Below are 13,543 nucleotides of genomic sequence, written 5' to 3' on the forward strand. Positions count from 1 at the left end.
CTTCGCGTCATGTTAGCGCGAGCGGCTGAAAATGCTGGGTGATCAGTCCAGGGGGATGGTCGCATCCCCCTCGTCGACGTCGAGCGAGAGCGTCGGTACCGAGGCCGTGAGCAGCGTGCCGTCGGCCCGTCGGGCGCCCTCCACGTCGCGCATCGTCGGCCGGCCGAGGATGCGCGGTCCCTGCCCGTCGAGGGGCACGGAGACCTCCGCGTCGGCGGTGACGACGACCGGCGTGCCGCGCACCGCGAGCTCCGCCCGCTCGCCCGTCTCGAGGGCGAAGCGGATCGACTCGGGCTGCACCGTGACGCGGATCCGGGCCCCGCGCAGCGTGATGCGGAAGGTGAGCTCGTCCCAGCCGTCGGGCAGCCGCGGATCGAAGCCGTACTTGCCCTTGTGGTCGCGGAAGCCGCCGAAGCCGAACGCCAGCGCGCTCCACACCCCGCCCGTGGAGGCGACGTGCACGCCGTCGGCGGCGTTGTGGTGCAGATCGGCGAGGTCGACGAACAGCGCGGAACGGAAGTAGCGCAGCGCGAGCTCGTGGTAGCCGACCTCGGCCGCCATGATCGACTGCACGACCGCCGACAGCGTCGAGTCGCCCGTGGTCAGCGGGTCGTAGTACTCGAAGTCGGCGAGCTTCTGCTCGGTCGTGAAGCGGTCGCCCTGCAGGAAGAGGGCCAGCACGACATCCGCCTGCTTCAGCACCTGGAAGCGGTAGATCACCAGCGGGTGGTAGTGCAACAGGAGCGGGCGCAGCTGCTCGGGGGTCTGCTCGAGGTCCCACAGCTCCTTGTCGAGGAACGCGGCGTCCTGCGGGTGCACGCCGAGCTTCTCGTCGAAGGGGATGTGCATGTGCGCCGCGGCACGGCGCCAGCCGGCGACCTCGGCCGGGGTGACGCCGAGCCGTTCGACGAGCTTGTGGTACTCGAGCGGATGCCGCACCTGCAGCTGGTCGACGGCGCTCGCCGCGTCCTCGAGGTTCGCCCTGGCCATGACGTTCGTGTACAGGTTGTCGTTCACGACCGTCGTGTACTCGTCGGGCCCGGTCACGCCGTGGATGTGGAACACGTCGTCGGCGTTGTGCCGCCAGAAGCCCAGGTCCTCCCACATCCGCGCCGTCTCGACGAGGATGTCGATCGCGCCGCGGGCGAGGAAGTCCTCGTCGCCGGTCGCCTGCACGTAGTGCATCAGTGCGTAGGAGATGTCGGCGTCGATGTGGTACTGCGCGGTGCCCGCCGCGTAGTACGCGCTCGACTCGAGGCCGTTGATCGTGCGCCAGGGGAACAGGGCGCCCTGCTGGTTCAGCTCGAGCGCGCGGGCGCGGGCCGCGGGCAGCATCTTCTGGCGGAAGCGCATGACGTTCCGAGCGACGATCGGCGCCGTGTACGTGAGGAACGGCATGACGTAGATCTCGGAGTCCCAGAAGTAGTGGCCGCCGTAGCCGGAGCCCGAGACGCCCTTCGCCGCGACACCGCCGCCGTCCGTGCGGGCGGAGGCCTGGGCGAGCTGGAACAGGTTCCACCGGATCGCCTGCTGCAGCAGCGGCTGCCCGGCGACCTCGACGTCCGAGCGGGTCCAGTAGTCGTCGAGCCAGTCGCGCTGCTGCGTGAAGAGCTCGGCGACGCCCTGCTCGAGCGCCCGGTCGAGCGTGCGGTCGGCGCGGTCGCCGAGCTCGCGCGCCGGCACCGAGCGGGCCGAGTGGTAGCTGACGAGCTTCGTGACGCGGATCGGGTGGCCCTGCTTCGCCTGCACGCGGTACGTGTGCTTCGCGAGGTCGTCGTCGATCGTGCCGGTCTCGGTGTACGGGTTGTCGGTCGCGATCGCGTGCTCGGCGCCGACCGCGAGGGCCATCCCGGAGTTCGTGGTCTGGTAGCCGAGCAGGTAGCGGTCGCCGTGCTGCCGCTTCACGCGGGGCTGCAGGACGCGCTCGGTGAAGGTCTCCGCCTTGCGCGGGTCGAAGGCGCCGGGGGCCTCGGTGACGCCGGAGCGGTACTCGTCGCGGCCGTCCTGGCGGTTCAGGATGTGGCTCGTGATCGTGACCGCGGCGTCGGCGTCGAGCAGCTCGACCTCGTAGTCGAGCACCGCGAGGTGCCGGTCGACGAAGCTCGTCATGCGCCGGCTCGTGATGAGCACGCGCTTGCCGGCCGGGGTGCGCCACTCGATCGAGCGGCTCAGCACGCCGGTGCGGAAGTCGAGCCGGCGCTCGTAGGCGAGGATCTCGGCCTCGGTGATGACGAGGGGCTCGTCGTCGACGTAGAGGCGGATGATCTTCGCGTCCGGCGCGTTCACGATCGTCTGGCCGACGCGGGCGAAGCCGAACGCCTCCTCGGCGTGCCGGATCGGCCAGGTCTCGTGGAAGCCGTTGACGAAGGTGCCGTGCGCGAAGCCGTCGCGGCCCTCCTCGATGTTGCCGCGCAGGCCGAGGTAGCCGTTGCCGACGGCGAACAGGGTTTCGGTGCGGCCCTGATCGTCGGCCTGGAAATCGGTCTCGACCAGCGCCCACTCGTCGAGCGGGAACCGGGTGCGGTTCAGCGGGTCGGTGTCGGCGAACCTCATGCAGTGCGCTTTCCGGTCGTGGGGTCGGGGGAGGGCGGTGCGGTGCTGAGCGAGGGGACGAGCTCGTCGAGCTCGTCGACGACGACGTCGGCACCGAGCCGCAGCAGCGTATCGCGTCCGACGCCGCGGTCGACGCCGACGACGAGGCCGAAGTCGCCGGCGGCGCCGGCCTGCACGCCGGACTCGGCGTCCTCGACGACGGCGCAGACCGTCGACGGCACGCCCAGCAGCTCGGCCGCGCGGGTGTAGGTGTCGGGCGCGGGCTTGCCGGGCAGGTGCTCGGCTGCCGCGTAGCCGCCGTCGACGACGACCTCGAAGCGCGCGGCGAGGCCGGCGGCGCGCAGCACCTCGGGGGCGTTCTTCGAGCTCGACACGACCGCGGCGAGGCATCCGGCCGCTTCGATCGCATCGAGGAAGGCGACGCTCGCGGGGTAGGGCGAGACCCCCTCCTCGGCGAGGGTGTCGGTGAAGACGGCGTTCTTGCGGTTGCCGAGGCCGTGCACGGTGTCGGCGCTCGGCGGATCGCTCGGCTCGCCCTCCGGGATGCGGATGCCCCGGCTCGCGAGCAGGCTGCGCACGCCGTCGTAGCGGGGCTTGCCGTCGATGTACGCGAAGTAGTCGGCCTCGGTGTACGGCGCCGCGCCGTGCTCGGCGAGGTAGGGGGTGAACAGCCGCGCCCAGGCGTGCATGTGCACCACCGCGGTGGGCGTCAGCACCCCGTCGAGGTCGAAGAGCCACGCACGGATGGGGGAGAGGTCGGGGGAGGGGTCGACGGTAGTCACGCCGGTCCTTTCGTCACGTCGTCGTCGTCACGTCGGTCTGGGCGTCAACACCCGCGTCCGATGCTATGCCCGGAGGCGCGCGGCCCGCGAGGGGAGGCGAGGACGCTCAGCGGGTTCGAAGGCGTCGTGCCGGGCGCCGGGGCGCGAGTTGCACGACGATTCGTCGGCAGCGCCACGCGAACGGGCGCGCGCCCTCGTTCGTCGGGCAGCTCGCGGGCGGGCGACCGCCGAATGGAGTTCGGGCGGGTGAAGTGTTAGTCTCGATCGGCTGGCACGCGAGTGCCGGCATGCGCAAGTGGCGGAATAGGCAGACGCGCACGGTTCAGGTCCGTGTGCCCGAAAGGGCGTGGGGGTTCAACTCCCCCCTTGCGCACCACCACGAGAAGGCCCCGGCGGATTCGCCGGGGCCTTCGTCGTTCCCGGGTGCGTGCCGTGCCGGGCGGATGCTCAGCGCCCCGGCAGGTCCGCCGGCAGCAGCGGGCGCATGAAGGTGCGTTCGTACCTGAGCACGCAGCCGCTCGCGTCGCGGATGCGATCGGCCGCGATGAACTCGGGGTCGACCCCGAACCGTGCGCGGTACTGCTCGTAGGCGGCCAGCGACGGGAACGAGAACAGCGCCAGCGCCCGGTCGCTCGCCCCCTCGGCGGGCAGGAAGTATCCGTGGTGGATGCCGCCGTGTTCGGCGACGAGTCGCATCCACGCCTGGGCGAACCGCTCGAACGCCTCGGTCTCGGCCGGATCGATCGTGTAGTCGACGACGCAGGTGATCACCGCGGCCTCCTTCCTCGGTCAGAGCTCCATGCTCGCAGCCCCCGCGGACACCCGGCCGCCGGACTTCTCGGCCCGTCGTCCGAGCGCGGGGCTGTCGGCGAGCTTCAACCAGACGACACCGCCGATGATGAGGGCGAGCCAGAGCGCCTTCACCGGGGTCATGGTCTCGTCGAAGAACACCGGACCGAGGAGCGCCGCCCCGACCGCCCCGATGCCCGCCCAGACGGCGTAGCCGATGCCGACGTCGATCGAGCGCAGCGCGATGCTCAGGAAGAGGAGTGTGAGGACGAAGAAGCCGATGGCGACGAGCGACCAGACGAGGTTGGTGAATCCGGCGCTGCCGTTGACGCTCAGGGCATAGCCCACTTCGAAGGCGCCCGCGATCACGAGGGCCGCCCAGGCCCGTCCGGTGTGCGTCCGAGGGGAGGAGGAGTCGATGTTCATGATGGTGTCCGTTTCCGTGAGAGAGAGGTCGTGAGGTCGAGGCCCGCTCAGACGCTGCTGGCGAGGTTGAGCCCGATCACGCCGGCGATGACGGCCGCGATTCCGATGGCCTTCTGCTTGGTGAGCCGCTGCTGGAAGAACAGTGCGCCGACAATGACGATCCCGACGCCCGCGACCGACGTCCAGATGGCGTAGCCCACGCCGACGTCGAAGGTGAGCAGGGCGAGGCTCAGGAAGAAGGTGGCGATGCCGCCGCCGAGGAGGGTGGCGATCGTCCACCAGAGGTTCCTGAACCCGTCCGCCTTGCCGGCGGCGAAGCCGACGAACACCTCGAAGACGACGGCGATGCCGAGTGCGATCCAACTCATGTTCGGTCCTTTCGGGAGAGATAACTGTCTGTACATGCAACGAAATAGGCAAGCCGCGTTGATGGATGGTGCCCCCGCGGGCTACCCGATCCGGTCGCCGACCTCGCTCAGCGCCCGCTTCGTCGCCCCGGCGTCGAGCTGCGGGAACCGGGCGGCGAGCTGGCTGAGCACGCTCGCCAGGTGCGCGTCGGCGGCGGGTCGGGCGTCGGCCAGCAGTCGCTCGCCGGCCTCGTCGATGACGGCGTAGACCCCGCGTCCGTCGTCGGCGCAGAGGTCGCGCCGGGCGAGCCCTTTCGCCTCGAGGCGGTTGACGAGGCGAGTGACTGAGCTGGCATTGAGTCCGATGCGCTGAGCGAGCTCGTTCACGCGGAGCTCCTTGTCACTCGCCCGACTCAGCAGCTCGAGGGCCCGCAGCTCGGTGGCGCTCACGCGGAAGGCGTCGCCGAGCCAGCGATCGAGCTCCGAGTCGACGGCAGAGGCCAGGAGCGAGAGCTGCGCCCAGGCATCCGCCGTGGCGGCCGTCGACATCGAATCCTCAAGTTGCTTGCGCATGCAGTTACTTTATCGGGAGGCCGATGGGGTGTGTCAAGCCTTTCTCCGAAGCGGGTCGATCCGGTCGTCCCCGCGCATCGGTGGCAGGATGGCGCCGCGAGTGCCGAGGCCGAGCCCGGCGAGGAGAGCAGAGGAGCGTGCCGATCATGCAGGGCGAGCAGCTGATCCCCCGGCGCACCGAGGCGTCGCGCGCCGCCGCGGCGAGGGTGGATGTCGTGATGGACCTGACCTCCCGGCTGAACGTGCTGCGGCATCGCGACGTGGAGACCCGCAATGCGTTGCTCGCCGAGATCCTGGGGCGGCCGCTGCCGGCGACGGCGGTGATCCTTCCGCCCTTCTTCTGCGACCACGGCCTCAACATCGAGCTCGGGGAGCAGGTCTTCGTCAACCAGAACTGCTCGTTCTACGACCTCGGCGGCATCGTCATCGGGGATCGCAGCATGATCGGCCCCGGCGTCACCCTTTGCACCGCGGGGCATCCGGTGGCTCCCGGCGAGCGGTTCGACGGCATCACGACCGCCCCCATCGTGATCGGCGAGAACGTCTGGCTCGGGGCGAACGTCACGGTGACCCCCGGCGTGCGGATCGGATCGGGGTCGGTCGTGGCCGCCGGTGCGGTGGTGGCGAAGGATGTGCCGTCGAACCACCTCGTCAGCGCCGCCGGGCAGGTCGTGCGGCGCGACCTCGGCGGCGCCTAGGCCTGCTCGGCTGCCCAGCGCCCGAGTGCGGTGATCGCGTCGCGCAGGGCGAGGCCGCGCTCGGTCAGGGCGTACGCCCGGGTGTTGTGCTTGAGCGGCAGCCGGTACAGCACGCCCGCCTCCTCGAGCTCGCGCAGGCGCATCGCGAGCATGTTCGTCGGCGCCCCGAGCTCGCGCTGCAGGTCGCCGTAGCGCTGCGGGCCCTCGAGCAACTGCTCGACGATGCGGAGGGCCCAGCGCGAGCCGACGATCTCGAGGGCGGCGGCGAGGTCGCTCACGCGGTCTGATCGGTGTCCGGCTTCATCCAGAACGGCGAGTAGTGGTAGCCGTCGGGGTCGTCGAACTGGCGCTGGTACATGAACGGGTAGTCGTCGATGTCGCCGATGCGACCGCCGGCGGCCCTGGCCCGTTCGACGAGTTCGTCGACCGCTTCGCGGCTGGGGAGGTCGAAGGAGACGGTGACCTTCGAGGGGGTGTCGGGTCCGCCGATCAGCTCCTCGGTGCCGCCGACGCTGGCGTACATCTCGCGGCTGGAGAGCATGACGTACTGCTCGGGGGCGATGGCGAAGCAGGACACGTTGTGATCCGACATCTCGGTGTTGAGGACCCAGCCGAGGGCGGTGTAGAAGGCGGTCGCGCGTTCGACGTCCGTGACGGGACAGCTGATGAAGAGACTCATGGGGGTCATACTTGTAAAATAAAAGTGCCGCGTCAAGACCTGGTTCGGGTGGCGCCGGCGGCGGCCTCGCTGCGACCGGCGCCGAGCCGTTGGTGCCGGTGGTGCTCGCGCTGCTCATCGGCGCAGGAGGCATCCTGCTGCTCCGGCGCGCACGCCGCGCGACACCATTCAGTTGAGGCGCGCGGTGAGGTGGATCGTGACGGTGTCGCCGTCGCCCTTGCCGATGCGCGAGCGGACGGCGGCGGACACCGGCAGCTTGTGGGTGCCGTCGCCGAGTGCCATGAAGGCACCCCGGAACGGCTCGCCGTCGACGGTGCCCTCGACCTTGACGAGCCCGCGGGTGCCGAAGATCTCGGCGGAGCCGGGCAGCTGGGCGCACGTCCACGTGTCGCCCTCGCGGACCTTGCCCAGCACGGAGGTGAAGGTGAGGTCGAGCGGGGTGGGGTGGTCGGTCATGACGACTCCGTTCAGAGGAAGGCGCCGACGATGGCGCCGATGATGACGAGTTTGGCCAGCCAGTCGGTGAAGTGCACGGCGGCGACGGGGACCGGAGTGTTCTCGTGCACGACGGACCCGAGCAGCAGCACTGCGGGGATCACTGCCAGGGCCAGCCCGAGCAGGGCGCCCGTGCCGGCGCCGTGCCAGTCACCGGCGACCATGAGCCCGAGGACGAGCAGCGAGACGAGCAGGCTGCGGAGCACGACGAGGAGCATCTGGACGACGGCGGGGATGCCGGGACGCGGCGTGCTGCTCGACGCGATGAGCCGGGCGACCGGCGGGGTGGCGTAGAGCACCGCGCTGGCTGCGAAGGAGGCGATGGTCGCGAGTGCGACGCCGAGGAGAGCCATGCGCTTTCCTTTCAGTACTGGTGAGTACTAATGACCGTAGCCCCGTGATTTAGTCCCGTCAAGTACTAAAGTGAAACTATGCCCGTCGCTCCCCGAACTCGAGGCCGCCCGCCGGGCCTGGCCGGCCAGGCGCTGCTGGCCGAGGCGCGGGCCGTCTTCCTCGAGCGCGGCTACACCGCCACGACGATGGACGAGATCGCCACCCGCGCCAGGATCTCGAAGAGCTCGCTGTACCGTGAGCACCCGTCGAAGTCGGAGCTGTTCGCGGCGGTCGTCGCGGACTGGGCGGCCTCCGGCAGTGACGCGACGCGTCCGATGCTCGAGCGGCTCACCGCGGCCGCGGAGCCACGCGACGGCCTCGTCGAGCTCGGTCACGGCATGCTGCGCGGCATGCTCTCGCCACCCGTCGTCGAGATGCGGCGGCTCGTGATCACCGAGGCGAAGGTGCAGCCCGAGGTGGCCGCGGCGTACCGCCGGGACAGCTGGGAGCGCAACGTCGCGGCCCTCGCGACGTCATTCGAGGCGCTCCACCGCGCCGGCGCACTCACGATCGACGACCCCCGGGCTGCGGCCGCCGAGTTCACGTGGCTCGTCGTGGGCGCCCCCCTCAATGCCGCGCTGCTCGGCGAGCGGTTCGAGGGACTCGACACTCACGTGTCGAGCGCGGTCACGACGTTCCTCGCCCGCTACGGCACCTCGACGGGGTAAGGGGACGCCGCGGCATCGGTACCGCGTCCCGCACCGCGCTTCAAGCCCCTGCCGGCCGCCCGCACCCCGGGGCTAGCGTGCGGGCATGAGAGTCGTGTTCACCGGATGGCTGGTGTGCATCGCCGCCGGAATCGTCTACATGCTGGTCATCGGGCTGCTCGGGAGGTCGGTGTGATGCGCCTCCGTCAGCACGCGCTGAGCGTGTTCTTCGCGGTGATCTTCCTCGCGGCGCTCGCGGGCCAGGCGGTCACGGGCCTCGCGCTGACCAACGAGGAGCAGGCCTCGCACGGGCTGCCGTCGGTCGGCCTCAGCGAGTACCTGCTGTCCTCGCAGTTCGTGGTCGACGTGGCCGAGAACTGGCAGTCGGAGTACCTGCAGTTCTTCCTCTTCATCCTGACGACGATCTGGCTCGTGCAGCGCGGCAGCCCGGAGTCGAAGAAGCCGGGCGACGAGGGGGTCGGCTCGGACGAGTCCCAGCTGGTCGGGCGCTACGCCCGCCCGGACTCGCCGGCCTGGGCCCGGGTCGACGGATGGCGCCGCTGGCTCTTCTCCAACTCGCTGCTGCTCGTGATGGGGGCCGTCTTCCTGCTGTCGTGGCTCGCGCAGTCGATCGCCGGCATGGTCGCCTTCAACGCGGAGCAGGCCGAGCACGGCCAGGCCGCGGTCGACTGGCTCGGCTACGCCGTCTCGGCCGACTTCTGGAACCGCACGCTGCAGAACTGGCAGTCGGAGTTCCTGGCCGTCGGCAGCATGGTGGCGTTCTCGATCTTCCTGCGACAGCGGGGCTCGTCCGAGTCGAAGCCCGTGGGAGCGCCGCACGAGGCGAGCGCCGTCGCTGCCGAGTAGCGGGGCCCCACGTCGGGACGATCGCGGTACCGGGTTCGGCTCACTCCGGCGCCGGGTTCGGCTCATTCCGGCAGCGGCTCGCCGTCGTCCGGTTCGGAGGTGACGAGCAGGCCGCTGTTCGTCGAGGCGACCCCGGCGAGCTGGGCGAGCCAGCGACGGTTCAACCGCGGAGGGCGGTTGCCCGCGTAGACGAAGGCGAGTTCGGTGCTCGGCCCGATGACGATGGTGCGGGCGCCGCCGTCGAGTCCGCTGCCCAGGGTCAGGCTGAAGGTCTCCGAGCGTCGGAGCTTGTCGAGGATGACCACCTGCAGGTGCGCGAGCGTGCGGTCCGGGACCTCGAAGTCGCGGGTGCTGTATCCGATCCTGCCCATCCGGCGACCGTACGCCCGCCGGACGGGCCGGGCGAGTGCGTTGACATCGCCGTGATGCTGTGCGCCGTCTGCCGAGCAAACCCGTGTCAACCCGCTTCTGCGCGACGGCACTCCGCGATGGACTGGGGGAAGTCACCCCAGGAACGGAGGACCCATCGTGCCCGCAGCCGATCCCGACCAGCGCCGTGAGCAGCTCACCGCGGCCCCGAAGGCCGACCCCGGCGACGCCGCGCCGCGCGTGAAGGTCACCGAGCGCGACGAGGACGTGACGCGTATCGACGTCGCCGACTCCGCGGCCGTCCGGCCGGGCAAGCCGGGCCCGAGCCGCGAGGAGTAGTGAACTCCCGCAGTCCCTTCCGCGATCCTGCGTGACTCGCGGAATACCCCCCGAGGGTATATCGTTGTGTCGTGCACAGGTACCCCGACGGGTACGAGGGCGAAAGGGAGAAGCGATGACCGCCAACGAGTACCAGGTGACCGGCATGACCTGCGGGCACTGCGAGCTGTCGATTCGCGAAGAGGTCGGCGAGCTCGCCGGCATTCAGGACATCCAGGTCAGCGCGCAGACCGGTCGGCTCGTCGTGAGCTCGGCCGGCGAGATCGACGACGCCGCGGTGCTCGCGGCCGTCGAGGAGGCCGGCTACTCGGCCGTGCGCATCTGATGCGGGCCGGGGCACGACTCGCCCTTTACGGGGCGGGGCTCGCGGTGGCCTTCGGCGGCGCGTTCGCGCTCGCCGGGGTCGTCGTCCCCGACTCCGTGGTGGCGGCATGGGCGGAAGGAAGCGACATGGACACGCACGGTGAAGACCAGAACGCGCACGGCGGGGCCGGCACGGAGACGGCGGCGCACGCGCCGAACGGCGTCTCGATCGAGGCGGACGGCTACCTGCTCTCGCCGGTGACGGCGCCCGGCGCCGTCGGCGAGGCGGGCGAGCTCCGCTTCCAGGTGCTGGATGCCTCGGGCCATCCCGTCACCGAGTACATGAGCTCGCACGAGCGCGAGCTGCACACCATCGTGGTGCGCTCCGACGGTGACGGCTTCCGGCACGTGCACCCCGTGCTCGACGAGGCGAGCGGCGTCTGGTCGCTGCCGTGGACGTGGGACGCGGCCGGCAGTTACCGGCTGTACGCCGACTTCACCCCCGCGGGCGAGGACGCCGAGGGCGTCACCCTCAGCCGCACGGTCGACGTGGTGGGCGAGTTCGCCCCCGTCGTCGCCGAACCGACCCGGCGCAGTGAGGTCGACGGCTTCGTCGTCACCCTCGACGGCGAGCTCACCGCGGGCACCACGGGCGAACTCACCCTCACCGTCGAGCGCGACGGACGACCCGTCACCGAGCTCGAACCGTACCTCGGCGCCTTCGGGCACCTCGTGGCGCTGCGGCAGGGCGACCTCGCCTTCCTGCACGTGCACCCCGAGGGCGAGGAGCCCGACGCCGGTGCGACGGGCGGGCCCGAGATCGCCTTCGCGGCGAACGCGCCGACGCCCGGCCGCTACCTGCTCTACCTCGACTTCCAGGTCGACGGACAGGTGCACACGGCCGAGTTCGTGGTCGACGCGTCGGCAGCAGCGGAGGAGGCGCACCGATGAGCACCGCAGCACCGCTCAGCGCCGGCGCTGGAGCCGGCAGCGGCATCGAGCTCGAGATCGGCGGCATGACCTGCGCCTCCTGCGCGAACCGCATCGAGCGCAAGCTGAACAAGCTCGACGGCGTGCAGGCGACCGTCAACTACGCCACGGAGAAGGCGAAGGTCACCGTGCCCGAGGGCTACGACCCGGCGCTGCTCATCGCCGAGGTCGAGAAGACCGGCTACACCGCCCTCCTGCCCGCCCCGAAGACGAGCGAACGCGCGGGCGACTCGTCGGCCGACGACGCCGACCACGACCCCGAACTGACCTCGCTGCGCCAGCGGCTCATCGGCTCGATCGTGCTCACCGTGCCGGTCATCGCGATGGCGATGATCCCCGCGCTGCAGTTCACGTACTGGCAGTGGGCCTCGCTCGCGCTCGCCGCGCCCGTCATCGTGTGGGCGGCCTGGCCGTTCCACAAGGCCGCGTGGACCAACCTCAAGCACGGCGCCGCGACGATGGACACGCTCATCTCCATGGGCACCTCGGTCGCGCTGCTCTGGTCGGTCTACGCCCTGTTCTTCGGCACCGCGGGCGTGCCCGGCATGACCCACCCCTTCGAGTTCACGATCGCGCCCTCCGACGGCGCCGCGAACATCTACCTCGAGGTCGGCGCGGGCGTGACGATGTTCATCCTCGCGGGCCGCTACTTCGAGAAGCGCTCGAAGCGGCACGCCGGGGCCGCGCTGCGCGCCCTGCTGGAGCTCGGCGCCAAGGAGGTCTCGGTGCTGCGCGACGGGGCCGAGGTGAAGATCCCGGTCGAGCAGCTCGCAGTCGGCGACGAGTTCATCGTGCGCCCGGGCGAGAAGATCGCGACCGACGGGGTCGTCGTCTCCGGCAGCTCCGCCGTCGACGCCTCCATGCTCACGGGCGAGTCCGTGCCCGTCGAGGTGGCCGAGGGCGACCCCGTCACGGGCGCCACCGTCAACGCCGGCGGCCGGCTCGTGGTGCGGGCGACCCGCATCGGCTCGGACACCCAGCTCGCGCAGATGGCGAAACTCGTCGAGGACGCGCAGACGGGCAAGGCCGAGGTGCAGCGCCTCGCCGACCGCATCTCCGGGGTCTTCGTGCCGATCGTGATCGTCGTCGCCGTCGTCACGCTCGGCGCGTGGCTCGGCGCCGGCTTCCCGGTCGCCGCGGCCTTCACCGCCGCCGTCGCGGTGCTCGTGATCGCCTGTCCCTGCGCGCTCGGCCTCGCGACCCCGACCGCACTCCTCGTGGGCACGGGCCGAGGCGCACAGCTCGGCATCCTGATCAAGGGACCCGAGGTGCTCGAATCGACGCGCAAGGTCGACACCGTCGTGCTCGACAAGACCGGCACGGTCACCACCGGCAAGATGACCCTCGTCGACGTGATCACCGAGTCGGGCGTCGACCGCGCCGAGCTGCTCCGCTTCGCGGGCGCGCTGGAGGATGCCTCGGAGCATCCGATCGCGCAGGCCATCGCCAAGGGGGCCACCCAGGAGGTCGGCCGGCTGCCCGTGCCCGAGGACTTCGCGAACGTCGAGGGCAAGGGCGTGCAGGGCATCGTCGACGGATCCTCGGTCGTCATCGGCCGCGAATCGCTGCTCGCCGACTGGGCGCTGGCCCTGTCCCCGGAGGTGGCCGCTGCCAAGGCGCACGCCGAGGGCGAGGGCAAGACGGTCGTCGCCATCGGCTGGGACGGGCGGGCGCGAGGCATCCTCGTCGTCGCCGACACCGTCAAGCCGACGAGCGCCGAGGCGATCGCTCAGCTGAAGGAGATCGGGCTCACCCCCGTGCTCCTGACCGGTGACAACGAGGCCGTGGCCCGCCGGATCGCCGCCGAGGTCGGCATCGAGCAGGTCTACGCCGAGGTGCTGCCCCGGGACAAGGTCGACGTCGTCGCCCGCCTCCAGGCGGAGGGCAAGGTCGTCGCCATGGTCGGCGACGGGGTGAACGACGCACCGGCGCTCGCGCAGGCCGACCTCGGCCTCGCGATGGGCACCGGCACGGATGTCGCGATCGAGGCATCCGACCTGACCCTCGTGCGCGGCGATCTGCGCAGCGCCGTCGACGCGATCCGGCTCTCCCGCAAGACCCTCAGCACGATCAAGACGAACTTGTTCTGGGCCTTCGCCTACAACACGGCGGCTATCCCGATCGCGGCGCTCGGCATGCTGAACCCGATGCTCGCCGGCGCGGCGATGGCGTTCTCGAGCGTGTTCGTCGTCGGCAACAGCCTGCGGCTGCGCGGCTTCCGCAGCGTCGCGAAGGACTGAACACCGACGTTCCGCGGCCAGCCACGGTCGCTTCCACCCCAACCGAGACACGA

Annotated in this window: 18 protein-coding genes and 1 tRNA gene; 8 read left to right on the plus strand and 11 right to left on the minus strand. The window is 70.8% G+C overall.

The features are described 5' to 3' along the window. Positions 1-42: 42 nt before the first annotated feature. Both ACFWE1_RS14170 and ACFWE1_RS14175 read right to left on the minus strand, forming a co-directional pair. On the minus strand, positions 43-2,553 hold the full coding sequence (locus ACFWE1_RS14170; protein WP_376934053.1) for a glycoside hydrolase family 65 protein: 2,511 nt from the start codon (positions 2,551-2,553) through the stop codon (positions 43-45). Further along, on the minus strand, positions 2,550-3,335 hold the full coding sequence (locus ACFWE1_RS14175; RefSeq protein ID WP_376934054.1) for an HAD family hydrolase: 786 nt from the start codon (positions 3,333-3,335) through the stop codon (positions 2,550-2,552). The genes ACFWE1_RS14170 and ACFWE1_RS14175 overlap by 4 nt, the downstream gene beginning before the upstream one ends. A gap of 289 nt (positions 3,336-3,624) precedes the next feature. Here ACFWE1_RS14175 and ACFWE1_RS14180 point away from each other — a divergent pair. Then, a tRNA-Leu gene (locus ACFWE1_RS14180) sits at positions 3,625-3,711 on the plus strand. Positions 3,712-3,782: 71 nt separating this feature from the next. Here ACFWE1_RS14180 and ACFWE1_RS14185 read toward each other — a convergent pair. The 4 genes from ACFWE1_RS14185 to ACFWE1_RS14200 all read right to left on the minus strand — a co-directional run bounded on the left by ACFWE1_RS14185 (position 3,783) and on the right by ACFWE1_RS14200 (position 5,470). Continuing rightward, the gene (locus ACFWE1_RS14185) at positions 3,783-4,106 is read right to left on the minus strand and encodes an NIPSNAP family protein (RefSeq protein ID WP_376934055.1); all 324 of its coding nucleotides are present in this window, start codon (positions 4,104-4,106) and stop codon (positions 3,783-3,785) included. Between the two features lie 18 nt (positions 4,107-4,124). Beyond that, the gene (locus tag ACFWE1_RS14190; RefSeq protein WP_376934056.1) at positions 4,125-4,550 is read right to left on the minus strand and encodes a DMT family transporter; all 426 of its coding nucleotides are present in this window, start codon (positions 4,548-4,550) and stop codon (positions 4,125-4,127) included. A 47-nt stretch (positions 4,551-4,597) separates the two neighbouring features. Then, on the minus strand, positions 4,598-4,918 hold the full coding sequence (locus ACFWE1_RS14195; RefSeq protein ID WP_243569901.1) for a multidrug efflux SMR transporter: 321 nt from the start codon (positions 4,916-4,918) through the stop codon (positions 4,598-4,600). 81 nt (positions 4,919-4,999) lie between these two features. Continuing rightward, positions 5,000-5,470, minus strand: a complete 471-nt coding sequence (locus tag ACFWE1_RS14200) for a MarR family winged helix-turn-helix transcriptional regulator (protein WP_376934057.1) — start codon at positions 5,468-5,470, stop codon at positions 5,000-5,002. Positions 5,471-5,616: 146 nt separating this feature from the next. On the opposite strand from ACFWE1_RS14200, the gene ACFWE1_RS14205 reads away from it, so the two are divergent. Beyond that, a complete protein-coding gene (locus ACFWE1_RS14205) occupies positions 5,617-6,168 on the plus strand; it encodes a DapH/DapD/GlmU-related protein (protein WP_376934140.1) in 552 nt (183 codons plus the stop codon). Here ACFWE1_RS14205 and ACFWE1_RS14210 read toward each other — a convergent pair. The 4 genes from ACFWE1_RS14210 to ACFWE1_RS14225 form a co-directional block, all read right to left on the minus strand. Continuing rightward, complete coding sequence (locus ACFWE1_RS14210; RefSeq protein WP_376934058.1) at positions 6,165-6,446, minus strand: winged helix-turn-helix transcriptional regulator; 282 nt, start codon at positions 6,444-6,446, stop codon at positions 6,165-6,167. The two genes, ACFWE1_RS14205 and ACFWE1_RS14210, sit on opposite strands and share 4 nt — an antisense overlap. Beyond that, positions 6,443-6,847, minus strand: coding sequence for a VOC family protein (locus tag ACFWE1_RS14215; protein WP_376934059.1), 405 nt, complete (start codon positions 6,845-6,847; stop codon positions 6,443-6,445). Before ACFWE1_RS14215 ends, ACFWE1_RS14210 begins: the two co-directional genes overlap by 4 nt. A 168-nt stretch (positions 6,848-7,015) precedes the next feature. Then, a complete protein-coding gene (locus tag ACFWE1_RS14220) occupies positions 7,016-7,303 on the minus strand; it encodes a DUF1905 domain-containing protein (RefSeq protein ID WP_376934060.1) in 288 nt (95 codons plus the stop codon). 11 nt (positions 7,304-7,314) lie between these two features. Beyond that, complete coding sequence (locus tag ACFWE1_RS14225) at positions 7,315-7,695, minus strand: DUF1761 family protein (protein WP_376934061.1); 381 nt, start codon at positions 7,693-7,695, stop codon at positions 7,315-7,317. A 78-nt stretch (positions 7,696-7,773) separates the two neighbouring features. Between ACFWE1_RS14225 and ACFWE1_RS14230 the strand changes: the two genes are divergently transcribed. Both ACFWE1_RS14230 and ACFWE1_RS14235 read left to right on the plus strand, forming a co-directional pair. After that, on the plus strand, positions 7,774-8,403 hold the full coding sequence (locus tag ACFWE1_RS14230) for a TetR/AcrR family transcriptional regulator (protein WP_376934062.1): 630 nt from the start codon (positions 7,774-7,776) through the stop codon (positions 8,401-8,403). A 174-nt stretch (positions 8,404-8,577) separates the two neighbouring features. Continuing rightward, entirely contained in the window at positions 8,578-9,249 is a 672-nt protein-coding gene (locus ACFWE1_RS14235) for a DUF6766 family protein (protein WP_376934063.1), read from the plus strand. A 62-nt stretch (positions 9,250-9,311) separates the two neighbouring features. Here the strand turns inward: ACFWE1_RS14235 and ACFWE1_RS14240 are convergent, their stop codons facing one another. Beyond that, entirely contained in the window at positions 9,312-9,620 is a 309-nt protein-coding gene (locus ACFWE1_RS14240) for an ATP-dependent DNA ligase (RefSeq protein WP_376934064.1), read from the minus strand. Between the two features lie 157 nt (positions 9,621-9,777). Here ACFWE1_RS14240 and ACFWE1_RS14245 point away from each other — a divergent pair, with 157 nt between their 5' ends. From ACFWE1_RS14245 to ACFWE1_RS14260, 4 genes are all read left to right on the plus strand, one after another. Next, positions 9,778-9,957 carry a hypothetical protein gene (locus tag ACFWE1_RS14245; protein ID WP_376934065.1) on the plus strand — a complete coding sequence of 60 codons (180 nt, stop codon included), beginning with the start codon at positions 9,778-9,780 and terminating at the stop codon, positions 9,955-9,957. A 115-nt stretch (positions 9,958-10,072) separates the two neighbouring features. Further along, entirely contained in the window at positions 10,073-10,282 is a 210-nt protein-coding gene (locus ACFWE1_RS14250; RefSeq protein WP_376934066.1) for a heavy-metal-associated domain-containing protein, read from the plus strand. Between the two features lie 125 nt (positions 10,283-10,407). After that, a complete protein-coding gene (locus ACFWE1_RS14255; protein WP_376934067.1) occupies positions 10,408-11,211 on the plus strand; it encodes a hypothetical protein in 804 nt (267 codons plus the stop codon). After that, complete coding sequence (locus tag ACFWE1_RS14260; RefSeq protein WP_376934068.1) at positions 11,208-13,490, plus strand: heavy metal translocating P-type ATPase; 2,283 nt, start codon at positions 11,208-11,210, stop codon at positions 13,488-13,490. The genes ACFWE1_RS14255 and ACFWE1_RS14260 overlap by 4 nt, the downstream gene beginning before the upstream one ends. Positions 13,491-13,543: the final 53 nt, after the last annotated feature.

It is taken from the genome of Agromyces sp. NPDC060279 (genome assembly GCF_042726785.1).
Lineage (GTDB): Bacteria > Actinomycetota > Actinomycetes > Actinomycetales > Microbacteriaceae > Agromyces.

Coding starts and splice junctions, on each gene's coding strand:
- ACFWE1_RS14170 (WP_376934053.1), bottom strand. CDS start 2,553: ATGAGGTTCGCCGACACCGACCCGCTGAACCGCACCCGGTTCCCGCTC.
- ACFWE1_RS14190 (WP_376934056.1), bottom strand. CDS start 4,550: ATGAACATCGACTCCTCCTCCCCTCGGACGCACACCGGACGGGCCTGG.
- ACFWE1_RS14195 (WP_243569901.1), bottom strand. CDS start 4,918: ATGAGTTGGATCGCACTCGGCATCGCCGTCGTCTTCGAGGTGTTCGTC.
- ACFWE1_RS14200 (WP_376934057.1), bottom strand. CDS start 5,470: ATGCGCAAGCAACTTGAGGATTCGATGTCGACGGCCGCCACGGCGGAT.
- ACFWE1_RS14205 (WP_376934140.1), top strand. CDS start 5,617: ATGCAGGGCGAGCAGCTGATCCCCCGGCGCACCGAGGCGTCGCGCGCC.
- ACFWE1_RS14215 (WP_376934059.1), bottom strand. CDS start 6,847: ATGAGTCTCTTCATCAGCTGTCCCGTCACGGACGTCGAACGCGCGACC.
- ACFWE1_RS14220 (WP_376934060.1), bottom strand. CDS start 7,303: ATGACCGACCACCCCACCCCGCTCGACCTCACCTTCACCTCCGTGCTG.
- ACFWE1_RS14225 (WP_376934061.1), bottom strand. CDS start 7,695: ATGGCTCTCCTCGGCGTCGCACTCGCGACCATCGCCTCCTTCGCAGCC.
- ACFWE1_RS14230 (WP_376934062.1), top strand. CDS start 7,774: ATGCCCGTCGCTCCCCGAACTCGAGGCCGCCCGCCGGGCCTGGCCGGC.
- ACFWE1_RS14235 (WP_376934063.1), top strand. CDS start 8,578: ATGCGCCTCCGTCAGCACGCGCTGAGCGTGTTCTTCGCGGTGATCTTC.
- ACFWE1_RS14240 (WP_376934064.1), bottom strand. CDS start 9,620: ATGGGCAGGATCGGATACAGCACCCGCGACTTCGAGGTCCCGGACCGC.
- ACFWE1_RS14250 (WP_376934066.1), top strand. CDS start 10,073: ATGACCGCCAACGAGTACCAGGTGACCGGCATGACCTGCGGGCACTGC.
- ACFWE1_RS14255 (WP_376934067.1), top strand. CDS start 10,408: ATGGACACGCACGGTGAAGACCAGAACGCGCACGGCGGGGCCGGCACG.
- ACFWE1_RS14260 (WP_376934068.1), top strand. CDS start 11,208: ATGAGCACCGCAGCACCGCTCAGCGCCGGCGCTGGAGCCGGCAGCGGC.